Consider the following 12,724-nt stretch of genomic DNA (forward strand, 5'->3'; position numbering starts at 1 on the left):
CGTCGGCGCCGGCCCCGCCGGGCTTACGCTGGCGGCATGACCTCGCAGAACGCCGCCACCCAGTCCCCGGTCCTCGCCACCGCGACCCGCGCCCGCACCGCCGCCGCGGCCCTCGCCCCGCTCCCGCGCTCCGCGAAGGACACGGCCCTGCTCGCCGTCGCGGACGCGCTGGAGGCCCGTACCGACGAGATCGTCGCGGCGAACGCCGAGGACATCGCCAAGGCCAGGGCGGCCGGCACCAGCGAGACCGTCATCGACCGCCTCACCCTCACCCCCGAGCGGATCCGCGCCATCGCCTCCGACGTCCGGGACGTCGCCGCCCTCCCCGACCCGGTCGGCGAGGTCGTGCGCGGCTCGACCCTCCCCAACGGCATCGACCTCCGCCAGATCCGCGTCCCCCTCGGCGTGGTCGGCATCATCTACGAGGCCCGCCCCAACGTCACCGTCGACGCCGCCGCCCTCTGCCTGAAGTCCGGCAACGCCGTCCTCCTGCGCGGCTCGTCCTCCGCCTACGCCTCCAACACCGCCCTCGTCGGCATCCTCCGCGACGCCGTGGAGAGCACCGGCCTGCCCGCCGACGCCGTCCAGCTCGTCCCCGGCGAGTCCCGCGACTCCGTCCACGAGCTGATGCGGGCCCGCGGCCTGGTCGACGTCCTGATCCCGCGCGGCGGCGCCTCCCTCATCAAGACGGTCGTCGAGGAGTCCATCGTCCCCGTCATCGAGACCGGCACCGGCAACTGCCACGTCTACGTCGACGCCCAGGCCGACCTCGACATGGCGGTCGAGATCCTGATCAACTCCAAGGCCCAGCGGCCGTCGGTCTGCAACGCCGCCGAGACCCTCCTCGTCCACCGCGACATCGCCCAGGAGTTCCTCCCGCGCGCCCTGGACGCCCTGGCCGGGGCCGGTGTCACCGTCCACGGCGACGAGCAGGTCCTCAAGGCCGCCGCGGGCGGCAAGGTCACCGCCGTGCCCGCCACGGACGAGGACTGGGCCGCCGAGTACCTCTCCTACGACATCGCCGCCGGTGTCGTGGACTCCCTGGACGACGCCGTCGCCCACATCCGGCGCTGGACCTCCGGGCACACCGAGGCCATCGTCACCACCTCGCAGGCCGCCGCCCGCCGCTTCACCCAGCTGGTCGACTCCACCACGGTCGCGGTGAACGCCTCCACCCGGTTCACCGACGGCGGCCAGTTCGGCTTCGGGGCCGAGATCGGCATCTCCACCCAGAAGCTGCACGCCCGTGGCCCGATGGGCCTGCCCGAGCTGACCTCGACCAAGTACATCGTCACCGGCGACGGTCACGTCCGGTAATCGGATACACCCGTTCGGGTGGCCGGATTTCGGCAGTTGCCCTGCCCAAACCGGCCGCCCAGGTCTAGGCTGGTCCCGTGCCGGACGACGTGGGGGGCAAGCCGTACCCGGACGGCGGGGAGCCCGACGACGACCGCGGAGGCGCGGAGCAGGACTTCGCCTCCGTGGTGTTCGACGAGGACTTCGTCCGGAACGCGACGATCCATGAGCCGAGCGCCCTGGAGCGCCAGCGCGCGGCCGAGGCGGCCCGGGCGGTCGCCGGCGGCTACGACGGTTCCGACGGCTTCGACCCGTACGAGGTCCCCGGCTACCCCACCGCCACCGACGCCGACCCCTCGGCCTACGGCCCCGACGGCTACCCGTACGGCTACGGTCCGGGCAACGGCCCGTACGGGGTCTACGGCGGCGCCCTGCGCCCCTACCGCGGCCGTTCCCCCTGGCTGCGGCCGGTCGCCTGGGTCCTGGCCGTCGTGATGGGCATCGGCATGGTCGCCCTGGCCTTCAGCGCCGTCTACCGCAGCGCCGCCCACGACCCCGAACCGCCCGCCCCGGCGCCCACGACCACCCCGTTGACGGAAGTCACCGGTACTGGCGCGTTTATGTACCCCGTCTCCCGCCAACCCTGAAAGTACGACCCCTCTCGCGCGACAGCGGGGAGACGCCATGGCCGTACCAGGAGATCCCCCTGACGGCACCCCCGAGGACGAATACCGTTCGGTGGTGTTCGACGAGGACTTCGTCAGGGCTGCCCGCCTCCAGGAGTTCTCCGCGCAGGAACGCATGGGCGAACACGCCCGTGCCGTGCGCAGCCGGTCCCTGTGGTCCGGCGGCCGCGGCGACGGCACCCCCAGCCGCCGCTCGCGCCAGGGCCTGCTGCTGGTGCTCCTGATCGCCCTGGCCTTCGCCGGCGCGGTCTTCATGGGGGTGCGCACCCCGTACGTGCCCCCGGCCGGCACCCGGCCCGAGCCGTTGACCAGCACGGTCGTCCCGCTCGCCGCCTCCCGTACGGTCCCCGGCGGACGGCCCTCCGAGCTGTACGCGCACAGCCCCGCCGCCGAGTACCGGGTCGGCGCGGCCGGCATCACCCTGCCCGCCGTCCGCCGCACCGGGCACTTCACCGACGGCCAGGTGCTCACGGCCCTGTCCATCGCCAAGGACTACCTGGTCCAGTCCTCCCTGGAGCCGGACGTGGTCGCCGGCAGCGCCGTCCGGCCGGTGCGGGTGCTGCTCGACCCCGACCAGGTGCAGCAGTTCGACCGCAGCATGACCAGCCCCGCCGGGGACGGCCGGCACGCCGCGACCGGCTGGCTGGTCCGCTTCGACCCGGCGACCGCCGAGGTGGCCGACTCCCGGGTCCGGGTGAGCGGGACCCTCGCCTTCGAGGAGGTCACGCCGGACGCCCTGGAGGTCACGACGGACCACACCTTCGTGTACGCCGTCCGGCCCGCCAAGGCCACCTCGCCGAGCGGGCTCGACGAGGCCTCGCTCTTCACCGTCCGGCGCGAGCTGCGGCTGCGCTTCGACCGGGACGACCTGGTGGCCCGCCGCGCCGAACTGCGGTCGGCCTATGTGATGGCCGGACCGCAGGCGTGCTCCGCCGAGACCGCCGACGGCTTCCGCCCGCAGCTCGCCGGGGCGCAGCCGACCACCGTGGGCCCCGCCGCCAGCGATCCGTACGCCAGCGGGCAACCCCACCGCACCGCCGGGCTGTGCGGCGTACTGGCCGAGCCCGAGCCGCAGGGCACGGACCCGCCCCCGGCCGGCTAGCGGGCCGCGCCACCGTCCTTGCCGCCGTCCGCACCAGCGCTGCCGGGCCCGCCGGAGCCGCCCGGACCGCCGGAGCTCCCGGAGCCGCCCGCGGCCCCGGAGAAGGTGGCGCGCAGCTTGCCGCCGATGTCGCCCGCCAGGTCGCCGGCGCCGCCCGCGATGTCTCCGACCAGCTTGAACAGCGGGTCCCGGCTGGTGCGCACCGCGTCGGCGTAGTGCGCGGCGGACTGCCGGAAGGAGTCCGTGACGGAGGTGTCCTTGTCCTCCTCGCGGCGCGGGTAGTGGCCGTCCATGATCCGCTGGAAGTCCCGGCTCTGCGACCACTTCTTCAGCTCCGCGGCCCGCACGGTGGTGAACGGGTGGCTGCGCGGCAGCACGTTGAGGATCTTCAGCACGGAGTCGCGCAGGTCGCCGCTCTGCTCGTACTCCTCGGCCTGGGCGAGGAACGCGTCCACGTTCATCTCGTGCAGGTGGTTGCCGCCGGCGATCTTCATGAGGCCGCGCATCGAGGCGTGCACGTCCTGGCCCACCAGCAGCCCCGCCCGGTCCGCCGACAGCTCCGACTTGCGGAACCACTCGCGCAGCGCCGTCACCAGCGCCGTGATCGCCACGTTGCCCAGCGGGATCCAGGCGACCTTGAGCGCCAGGGTCGTCAGGAACAGCAGGATCGTGCGGTACACCGAGTGGCCCGACAGGGCGTGCCCCGTCTCGTGGCCGACGACCGCCCGCATCTCCTCCTCGTCGAGCAGCTCGACCAGGCCCGTGGTCACCACGATGATCGGCTCGTCCAGCCCCACGCACATGGCGTTGGGCCGGGGGTCCTGCTGGACGTACATCTGCGGGACCTTCTCCAGGTCCAGGATGTGACAGGCGTCGCGCAGCATCTCGTGCAGGTGCGGGAACTGCGTCTCCCCCACCCGCACCGAGTCCGACAGGAACAGCAGCCGCAGGCTGCGCTCGGGCAGCAGCCCGCTGAGCGTCTTGAAGACGGTGTCGAAGCCGCTCAGCTTGCGCAGCGCGACCAGCGCCGAGCGGTCCGCCGGGTGCTCGTACGTGCGCGAGGAGATCCCCGGGAACCTCCTGCGGCTGCGTGCGGGCGTCGACGTCCCGGAAGCCTGGTCCGTCATTGCGCATCCCCCTTGATCGGCCTGTGGTGCCTTGCGTCTATCCTCTCCAACGCCTGAGTCGGCGTGAGCGTGCCCCAGGCACCCACTTACGATGTGAGTGAAGTCTCCTGCTCGCTCCCGACCCGGATAGGTATCTGCCTGATGAGCCTCCCCAGCACCGCCCAGAGCCTGGTTCTCCTCGCCTCGGAGGGGGCCGAGACGCACGGCGGCAACCACGACAGCCTGAACCCGTACCTGACCGGTGGCGCGGCCCTCGTCATCCTGCTCCTCATGCTGTGGGTGACCACCCGCCTCAACCGCGACCGCTGAACCGCCGCGGCGGGCCGGTAGGGTCTGCGCTCATGGGAGAGCAGGAATTGCCTACCGGCCCGGTCAAGCGCCGGCTAGGCGTGATGGGCGGGACGTTCGACCCGATCCATCACGGTCACCTCGTGGCCGCCAGTGAGGTGGCCGCGCTGTTCCACCTCGACGAGGTGGTGTTCGTACCGACCGGCGAGCCGTGGCAGAAGTCCGCGCGTGCCGTGTCGGCCGCCGAGGACCGCTATCTGATGACGGTCATCGCCACGGCCTCGAACCCGCAGTTCTCGGTCAGCCGCATCGACATCGACCGCGGCGGCCCGACGTACACGATCGACACCCTGCGGGACCTGAAGGCGCTCAACGAGAACGCCGACCTGTTCTTCATCACCGGGGCCGACGCCCTCGCCCAGATCCTGACCTGGCGCAACGCCGAGGAACTCTTCTCCCTCGCGCACTTCATCGGCGTCACCCGGCCCGGCCACCTGCTCACCGACGACGGACTGCCCGAGGGCGGCGTCTCCCTCGTCGAGGTCCCGGCCCTGGCCATCTCGTCGACGGACTGCCGCGCACGGGTGGCCCAGGGCGATCCGGTGTGGTACCTGGTGCCGGACGGTGTGGTGCGCTACATCGACAAGCGTGACCTGTACCGGGGAGCCTGAGGGTCCGGAAAGAGAGGGGCACCGCGGTGAACGAGGAGCAGCAGCTCGTCGGGTACGACGCCTACGGACGGCCGGTGTACGCCGCCGTGCCCCCGCAGCACCAGCAGCCGTACCAGCCGTACGAGTCCTACCCGCCGCACTACCCCGCCCCGGCGTACGAACAGCCGTACGGGTACGCGCCCTCGGCCTCCGGTACGTACCCCCAGCCCGGCGCGTACCCGCAGCAGGAGCCGTACGGCCACCAGCCCTACCAGCAGCCGCAGCACGCGCAGCAGTCTCAGCAGGCGCAGCAGTGGATCCCCCAGCAGGCCCCCGCCCCGGAGGCCGCGGAGCCGCCCGCCGTGCCCGAGCCGCGCCGGGGCGAACCCGGCCGGGCCCCGACCCCGGACTACCGCACCGAACAGTTCGCCTTCCTCGACCAGCCGGACGAGGAGAGCGACGACGTCATCGACTGGCTGAAGTTCACCGAGAGCCGCTCCGAGCGCCGCGAGGAGGCCCGCCGCCGCGGCCGCAACCGGGTGGTCGCCCTGATCGTCGTGCTCGCCCTGTTCGTCGTCGGCGGGGTCGGCTACCTCTGGTACGCGGGCAAGCTGCCCGGCCTGGAAGGGCCGGGCGCGGCCGGGCCCGCGGGGACCGCGGACGGCCCGCAGCAGCGCGAGATCATCGCGGTCCACCTGCACCACACCAAGACCGGCGGCACCTCCACCGCCCTCCTCGTCGACAACGTCACCACCCGCCACGGCGCCACCGTCCTGCTCCCCAACAGCCTCGCCGTGCCCCGCGACGACGGCGGCTCCGTGCCGCTCGGCAAGTCGGTCGACGAGGACGGCCTCGGCGGCACCCGCGACGGCCTGGACACCCTGCTCGGCACCCACATCGGCGGCACCTGGCGGCTGGACACCCCGTACCTGGAGAACCTCGTCGAGCTGGTCGGCGGCATCGAGGTGGACACCGACGCCGCCGTCCCGGCCGACGACCGGAACAAGGCGCCGGCCGTCGGCCAGGGCCCGAAGCAGAGCCTGAACGGGGCCATGGCCGTCGCCTACGCGACGTACCGCGCGCAGAACGAGCCGGAGGCCAAGCAGCTGGAGCGGTTCGGCAAGGTGCTGCTGGCCACCCTGCGCAAGGTCTCCAGCGACCCCGGCGCCGCCACCGTGACGGTGGAGACCCTGGCCCAGATCCTGGACCCCTCGCTGAACGAGCAGGCGCTCGGCACCTCGCTGGCCAAGCTCGCCGAGCACGCCAAGGTCGGCGACTACCGCACCGACGTGGTGACGGTGAAGCCCGACGGCACCCTGACCGACGAGGCGGGCCACAAGGTGGTCAAGGAGGTCCTCGGCGGCGCCGTGGGCGGCGCGCCGGGCACCGCCGCGCCCCGGGTCGGCCTGCGGGACGCGACCGGCGACGACAGGACGCAGACCTCCGCCAAGGCGGCCCTGATGAACGGCGGCTACTCCCTGGTGGACGGCGGCCGGGCCGCCCAGACCCGGGCGAGCTCGCAGATCACGTACCAGGACGACGCCCAGCGGGACCGGGCCGTCGAGGTCGCCAAGACCCTCGGGCTGCCCGAGACGGCCGTCAAGAAGGCCGAGAGCCCGGTCAACGCGGACGTGGTGGTCACCCTGGGCAAGGACTACAAGGCCCCCTGAAGCCCGCGGAACGGGGCCCGTCCGGGGCCCTGGCCGGGCCCCGGCCCCCGGGGCCCGGCCGCCGCGAACTGCGGCGGGCGAAACGGCGTGGGCGGTGTCGGCGGACCGTGAGACCCTTGTAAGGATCTGCCCTCGACCCGAAAGCATGGCCTAGTGACCGCCACGGACCGCTCCATCGAGCTCATCAACGTCGCCGCCCAGGCGGCCGCGGACAAGCTCGCGCACGACATCATCGCCTACGACGTCAGCGACGTGCTGTCGATCACCGACGCCTTCCTGCTCGCCTCCGCGCCCAGCGACCGCCAGGTCAAGTCCATCGTCGACGAGATCGAGGAGCGCCTGCTGAAGGACCTCGGCGCCAAGCCGGTCCGCCGCGAGGGCGACCGCGACGCGCGCTGGATCCTGCTCGACTACGTCGACATCGTCGTGCACGTGCAGCACAGCGAGGAGCGGGTCTTCTACGCGCTGGAGCGCCTGTGGAAGGACTGCCCCGAGATCGAGCTGCCCGAGGAGGCGAAGCTGACCCGGGGCAAGGCCGAGGAGCACGCCAAGCTGCGCGAGGCCCAGGCCGACGACGACCTGGACGGTGATCTGTTCTGAGCGCGACGACCGCCGGCCGGCCGGGCCGCAAGATCGTCCTGTGGCGGCACGGCCAGACCTCCTGGAACCTGGAGCGCCGGTTCCAGGGCTCCACGGACATCGAGCTGACCGGGACCGGCGTCGCCCAGGCGCGCCGCGCCGCCCGGCTGCTGGCCTCCCTCAGGCCCGAGGCCATCGTCTCCTCCGACCTCCGGCGGGCCGCGGCCACCGCCGCCGAGCTGGCCGCCGTCACGGGCCTGCCCGTCGCGCACGACGCGGCGCTGCGCGAGACGTACGCCGGTGAGTGGCAGGGCCTGACCCACGAGGAGATCGTGGCGAAGTACGGCGAGCAGTACGCGGCCTGGAAGCGCGGCGAGCCCGTGCGCCGCGGCGGCGGCGAGCTGGAGACCGAGGTCGCCGACCGGGCGGCCCCGGTGGTGCTGCGGCACGCGGCGGCGCTCGGCGAGAACGGCACGCTGGTCGTGGTCAGCCACGGCGGCACGATCCGTACCACCATCGGCCGGCTGCTCGGCCTGGAGGCGGGCTCGTGGGAGAGCCTGGGCGGGCTGTCCAACTGCTGCTGGTCCGTCCTCGGCGAGGGCGCGCGCGGCTGGCGGCTGCTGGAGCACAACGCCGGCACCCTGCCGGAGCCGGTGCTCGGCGACGACGACTGAGGCCCTGGTGGGCCCCGTAGCGGGGCCCCCGGGACCGGCCCGGGACCGGATTTCACTTTTCGGCTGGTCACAGGCTAGAGTTCTTCTTGTCCGCAGCGAGGACCGCAGGAAACGGCGGGAAGCGCGACGGAGAGCGGGGCTATAGCTCAGTTGGTAGAGCGCTTGCATGGCATGCAAGAGGTCAGGAGTTCAATTCTCCTTAGCTCCACAGAAGAAGGATCCCGTCCCCAACAGGGGGCGGGATCCTTGCTCTTTGTCCCTAGCTGACCCCTGGCGCACCGGCGTGGCAGAATCGACACCGCCGGAGGGGGGACGACGGCCCCGGAGCGGGAGGGAGTCGCTGACGGATGGGTGCACACCGGCGGCGGTGCGACTGGTGCGACAACGGCACGCCGATCGTGCGGGACATGGACCCGGTCAACCCCGACTACCAGTACTGGTGCGAGGAATGCGCGCGGGCGCTGATCATAAAAGGCGACCCCATCGAGACGTACCGCGAGCTGGAGGGGGAGCCGATCTACGGCCGGCTGCTCGACGAACACTGCACGCTCAAGCGCTTCTACCAGTTCGCCCGGGCTTGACCAGGGCCAAACCGGACAAAGCGGCGCCCGCGAGCCGGTCGGGGAAACCGATTTTTGGTCCAGGGCCATGACCGTGTAATGTTCTCGATGTCGCCAGGGGGAACCGGCAAGGGAAACCGAGCAGGGCCCGGGAGACACTGCGAAAGCAAGGGGCTATAGCTCAGTTGGTAGAGCGCTTGCATGGCATGCAAGAGGTCAGGAGTTCAATTCTCCTTAGCTCCACAGTGAAGAAGCGGGCCACCCGGATCGGGTGGCCCGCTTCTCGTTGTGCGGTCGCCCGAGCGGCGCCGGAGGCTGCTGCGGTACCCTGACGCCATGCGTGCCGTACGCCTTCTGCTTACCGAGCCGCGCTGAACAGTCCCGACCGGCACCGGACCGGTCCCGGTCGGCCTCGGCGCGGCGTCCCCTCCTGTGCGAGGGGTTTTTTCGTTTGGGCAGGCAGAGACGGCGAAGACGATCGATGGAGCTTGTAGGAATCATGAGCGAGACGAACACCCCGGCCCCCGAGGCGGCCGAGGCGCACCGTTACACGGCCGCCATGGCCGCCGACATCGAGGCACGCTGGCAGGACGTATGGGACGCGGAGGGCACGTACGAGGCCCCCAACCCGACCGGTGACCTGGCCGGGGACGCGGCGGTCGTCGCCCGTCCCAAGAAGTTCATCATGGACATGTTCCCGTACCCCTCCGGTGCGGGCCTGCACGTCGGTCACCCCCTCGGGTACATCGCCACCGACGTCTTCGCCCGCCACCAGCGGATGACCGGGCACAACGTCCTGCACACCCTGGGCTTCGACGCGTTCGGCCTGCCGGCCGAGCAGTACGCGGTGCAGACCGGCACGCACCCCCGGGTCTCCACCGAGGCCAACATCGAGAACATGAAGGCCCAGCTGCGCCGGCTGGGCCTGGGCCACGACAAGCGCCGGTCGTTCGCCACGATCGACCCGGACTACTACAAGTGGACCCAGTGGATCTTCCTGCAGATCTACAACTCCTGGTACGACGAGGAGGCGAAGAAGGCCCGCCCGATCGCCGAGCTGGTCGCCGCCTTCGAGGACGGCTCCCGCGAGGTCCCCGGCGGCCGCGCCTGGTCCGCCCTGACGGCCGCCGAGCGGGCCGACGTACTGAACGGCTTCCGCCTGGCCTACGCCTCCGACGCGCCCGTGAACTGGTGCCCCGGGCTGGGCACCGTCCTGGCCAACGAGGAGGTCACCGCCGACGGCCGGTCCGAGCGCGGCAACTTCCCCGTCTTCAAGGCCCGGCTGAGCCAGTGGAACATGCGGATCACCGCCTACGCGGACCGCCTGCTGGACGATCTCGACGCGCTGGACTGGCCCGAGGCCATCAAGCTGCAGCAGCGCAACTGGATCGGCCGTTCCGAGGGCGCCCGCGTCGACTTCGCGCTGGGCGACGAGGCCGTCACCGTCTTCACCACCCGCCCGGACACCCTGTTCGGCGCCACCTACATGGTGCTGGCGCCCGAGCACCCGCTGGTCGAGAAGTTCGTCCCGGCCGCCTGGCCCGAGGGCACCCACGCCGTGTGGACCGGCGGCCACGCCACCCCCGCCGAGGCCGTCGCTGCGTACCGCAAGCAGGCCGCGTCCAAGTCGGACGTCGAGCGCCAGGCCGAGGCCAAGGACAAGACCGGTGTCTTCACCGGCGAGTACGCGGTCAACCCGGTCAGCGGCGAGAAGGTCCCGGTCTTCATCGCCGACTACGTGCTGATGGGCTACGGCACCGGCGCGATCATGGCCGTCCCGGCCCACGACTCACGCGACTTCGAGTTCGCCCGCGCCTTCGAGCTGCCCATGCGCTGCGTGGTCCGGCCCACCGACGGCCGCGGCACCGACCCGGCCGAGTGGGAGGACGCGTTCGTCTCCTACGACGCCACGCTGGTCAACTCCACCGGCGAGGGCATCTCCCTGGACGGCCTGGGCGTGGTGGAGGCCAAGGCCGCGATCACCGAGTGGCTGACCCGGCGCGGCATCGGCGAGGGCACCGTCAACTTCCGCCTGCGCGACTGGCTGTTCAGCCGCCAGCGCTACTGGGGCGAGCCCTTCCCGATCGTCTACGACGAGGACGGCGTGGCCCACGCCCTGCCCGAGTCGATGCTGCCGCTGGAGCTGCCCGAGGTCGAGGACTACTCGCCGCGCACCTTCGAGCCCGACGACGCCGACTCCGAGCCGGAGACCCCGCTGTCGCGCAAGGCGGACTGGGTGAACGTCGACCTGGACCTCGGCGACGGCCGGGGCGTGCGGCGCTACCGCCGCGAGACCAACACCATGCCGAACTGGGCCGGCTCCTGCTGGTACGAGCTGCGCTACCTGGACCCGCACAACACCGAGGCGCTGGTCGACCCGGCGATCGAGCAGTACTGGATGGGTCCGCGCGAGTCCGCCCCGCACGGCGGCGTCGACCTGTACGTCGGCGGCGCCGAGCACGCGGTGCTGCACCTGCTGTACGCGCGCTTCTGGTCGAAGGTCCTGTTCGACCTGGGCCACGTCTCCTCGGCGGAGCCGTTCCACAAGCTGTTCAACCAGGGCATGATCCAGGCCTACGTCTACCGCGACGAGCGCGGCTTCCCGGTGGCGGCCGCCGAGGTCGAGGAGCGCGACGGGAAGTTCTTCTTCGAGGGACAGCCGGTCAAGCGCGAGCTGGGCAAGATGGGCAAGTCCCTGAAGAACGCCGTCACCCCCGACGAGATCTGCGAGGAGTACGGCGCGGACACCCTGCGCCTGTACGAGATGGCGATGGGCCCGCTGGACGTCTCCCGGCCGTGGGACACCCGCGCCGTGGTCGGCCAGTTCCGCCTGCTGCAGCGCCTGTGGCGCAACGTGGTGGACGAGGAGACCGGCGCGGTCACGGTCGTCGACGGCGAGCCGGACGAGGCCACCCTGCGCGCCCTGCACAAGGCGATCGACGGGGCCGGCTCCGACATGGCGGGCCTGCGCTTCAACACGGCGATCGCGAAGATCACCGAGCTGAACAACACCCTGACCAAGGCGGGCCGGCCGCTGGAGCGCTCGGTGGCCGAGCGCCTGGTCCTGCTGATCGCCCCGCTGGCCCCGCACATCGCCGAGGAGCTGTGGCACCGCCTGGGCCACACCGACTCGGTGGTCCACCAGGACTTCCCCGTCGCCGACCCGGCGTACGTGGTCGACGAGGCCGTGACCTGCGTCGTCCAGATCAAGGGCAAGGTCAAGGCCCGCCTGGAGGTCCCGCCGACCATCTCCGAGGGCGACCTGGAGCAGCTCGCCCTGACCGACGAGGCGGTCGTGGCGGCCCTGGGCGGGGCGGAGATCCGCAAGGTGATCGTGCGGGCGCCGAAGCTGGTGAACATCGTGGTGTGAGCAGCCGCTCGGCACCGCTGCGGCAGATCCCCTAGGGGGAGGACCGCCGGAGATTGAGGGCAGGCTGGGGGCGTTCTGGAACCCCCGGCCTGCCCTTGGCGTTTACGGTGGAAGGGAAGCAGAGGCCAGGGGAAAGGGACCGCCATGGAGGCCGCGTTGATCATCTTCGCGTTGATGCTGCTGACCTTGGTCGGCCTCGGGGTGTACGCCACCGTCAAGGTGGTCGGCGCCGCGAAGCGCGGGGTGGAACGCACCGTCCACCAGGCCCGCCGCTCGGTCGAGGACACCACGCTCCGGGCCAAGACCCTCACCCAGTTCGGCCCGGCGGCCACGCTGGCCCAGCTCCGGCTGGACCTGCGCACGTCGATGCGGGCCACGGAGGAGACCCTCCGGCACGGCGTCCGCTCCGACGCCTCCCTGCACGAGTCCCTGGCCCTCTTCGAGCGCCTGAGCGCCCACGGCCGCGAGCTCGACGAGGAACTCAAGCGCCTGGAACAGGAGCCGGACAAGACCCACCTGACCGCCCGCCTCCCCGACCTCCGCACCCGCACCCACCGCATCACCACCTCCGCCGACTCCCTCCGCTTCGCCGCCCACGACCGAGCCCGCCGCTTCGCGGAGGACGAGCTGTCGTCCCTGTCGGAGCAGATCGACCTGGAGTCGGGGGCGCTGCGGCATTGGACGGGGGCGGGCGGCGGGCTCGGTCGTGGGCGGCGAAGCGG

General features: G+C 72.0%; 12 protein-coding genes and 2 tRNA genes. 13 read left to right on the top strand and 1 reads right to left on the bottom strand.

Annotated elements, in window-relative coordinates; genetic code table 11:
* The first annotated feature begins 36 nt into the window (after window positions 1–36).
* The 3 genes from EF918_RS11520 (at window position 37) to EF918_RS11530 (ending at window position 3,084) form a co-directional block, all read left to right on the top strand.
* Window positions 37–1,317 (top strand): glutamate-5-semialdehyde dehydrogenase, encoded by a 1,281-nt coding sequence (locus EF918_RS11520; protein WP_125644460.1) that lies wholly within the window; start codon window positions 37–39, stop codon window positions 1,315–1,317.
* A 77-nt stretch (window positions 1,318–1,394) separates the two neighbouring features.
* Window positions 1,395–1,943 carry a hypothetical protein gene (locus tag EF918_RS11525; RefSeq protein ID WP_125644462.1) on the top strand — a complete coding sequence of 183 codons (549 nt, stop codon included), beginning with the start codon at window positions 1,395–1,397 and terminating at the stop codon, window positions 1,941–1,943.
* 37 nt (window positions 1,944–1,980) lie between these two features.
* Window positions 1,981–3,084 (top strand): hypothetical protein, encoded by a 1,104-nt coding sequence (locus EF918_RS11530; RefSeq protein ID WP_125644464.1) that lies wholly within the window; start codon window positions 1,981–1,983, stop codon window positions 3,082–3,084.
* Here EF918_RS11530 and EF918_RS11535 read toward each other — a convergent pair.
* Window positions 3,081–4,211: a M48 family metallopeptidase gene (locus EF918_RS11535; RefSeq protein WP_125644466.1), complete on the bottom strand. Its 1,131-nt coding sequence runs from the start codon at window positions 4,209–4,211 to the stop codon at window positions 3,081–3,083. The genes EF918_RS11530 and EF918_RS11535 overlap by 4 nt on opposite strands.
* 141 nt (window positions 4,212–4,352) lie before the next feature.
* On the opposite strand from EF918_RS11535, the gene EF918_RS36900 reads away from it, so the two are divergent.
* The 10 genes from EF918_RS36900 to EF918_RS11580 form a co-directional block, all read left to right on the top strand.
* Window positions 4,353–4,520, top strand: a complete 168-nt coding sequence (locus EF918_RS36900) for a hypothetical protein (protein ID WP_185921704.1) — start codon at window positions 4,353–4,355, stop codon at window positions 4,518–4,520.
* Window positions 4,521–4,552: 32 nt separating this feature from the next.
* Window positions 4,553–5,170 carry a nicotinate-nucleotide adenylyltransferase gene (nadD, locus tag EF918_RS11540; protein ID WP_125644469.1) on the top strand — a complete coding sequence of 206 codons (618 nt, stop codon included), beginning with the start codon at window positions 4,553–4,555 and terminating at the stop codon, window positions 5,168–5,170.
* Between the two features lie 26 nt (window positions 5,171–5,196).
* Window positions 5,197–6,819 carry an LCP family protein gene (locus tag EF918_RS11545; RefSeq protein ID WP_221889708.1) on the top strand — a complete coding sequence of 541 codons (1,623 nt, stop codon included), beginning with the start codon at window positions 5,197–5,199 and terminating at the stop codon, window positions 6,817–6,819.
* Window positions 6,820–6,972: 153 nt separating this feature from the next.
* Window positions 6,973–7,419, top strand: a complete 447-nt coding sequence (gene rsfS, locus EF918_RS11550; protein WP_125644473.1) for a ribosome silencing factor — start codon at window positions 6,973–6,975, stop codon at window positions 7,417–7,419.
* Window positions 7,416–8,072 carry a histidine phosphatase family protein gene (locus EF918_RS11555; RefSeq protein ID WP_125644475.1) on the top strand — a complete coding sequence of 219 codons (657 nt, stop codon included), beginning with the start codon at window positions 7,416–7,418 and terminating at the stop codon, window positions 8,070–8,072. Before rsfS ends, EF918_RS11555 begins: the two co-directional genes overlap by 4 nt.
* 135 nt (window positions 8,073–8,207) lie before the next feature.
* A tRNA-Ala gene (locus tag EF918_RS11560) sits at window positions 8,208–8,280 on the top strand.
* Window positions 8,281–8,419: 139 nt separating this feature from the next.
* Complete coding sequence (locus EF918_RS11565) at window positions 8,420–8,653, top strand: hypothetical protein (RefSeq protein ID WP_030229679.1); 234 nt, start codon at window positions 8,420–8,422, stop codon at window positions 8,651–8,653.
* A 149-nt stretch (window positions 8,654–8,802) separates the two neighbouring features.
* Window positions 8,803–8,875 (top strand) — tRNA-Ala (locus EF918_RS11570).
* A 256-nt stretch (window positions 8,876–9,131) separates the two neighbouring features.
* On the top strand, window positions 9,132–12,002 hold the full coding sequence (leuS, locus tag EF918_RS11575) for a leucine--tRNA ligase (protein ID WP_125644477.1): 2,871 nt from the start codon (window positions 9,132–9,134) through the stop codon (window positions 12,000–12,002).
* 144 nt (window positions 12,003–12,146) lie between these two features.
* A partial coding sequence (locus EF918_RS11580) for a hypothetical protein (protein ID WP_125644479.1) occupies window positions 12,147–12,724 on the top strand: 578 nt, incomplete at its 3' end.

The organism is Streptomyces sp. WAC06614, from assembly GCF_003949795.1.
Lineage (GTDB): Bacteria > Actinomycetota > Actinomycetes > Streptomycetales > Streptomycetaceae > Streptomyces.

Bases quoted from the DNA above. Each gene is read 5' to 3' on its own strand.
- EF918_RS11530 (WP_125644464.1), top strand. From the start codon at position 1,981: ATGGCCGTACCAGGAGATCCCCCTGACGGCACCCCCGAGGACGAATAC.
- leuS (WP_125644477.1), top strand. From the start codon at position 9,132: ATGAGCGAGACGAACACCCCGGCCCCCGAGGCGGCCGAGGCGCACCGT.
- EF918_RS11520 (WP_125644460.1), top strand. From the start codon at position 37: ATGACCTCGCAGAACGCCGCCACCCAGTCCCCGGTCCTCGCCACCGCG.
- EF918_RS36900 (WP_185921704.1), top strand. From the start codon at position 4,353: ATGAGCCTCCCCAGCACCGCCCAGAGCCTGGTTCTCCTCGCCTCGGAG.
- nadD (WP_125644469.1), top strand. From the start codon at position 4,553: ATGGGAGAGCAGGAATTGCCTACCGGCCCGGTCAAGCGCCGGCTAGGC.
- EF918_RS11565 (WP_030229679.1), top strand. From the start codon at position 8,420: ATGGGTGCACACCGGCGGCGGTGCGACTGGTGCGACAACGGCACGCCG.
- EF918_RS11535 (WP_125644466.1), bottom strand. From the start codon at position 4,211: ATGACGGACCAGGCTTCCGGGACGTCGACGCCCGCACGCAGCCGCAGG.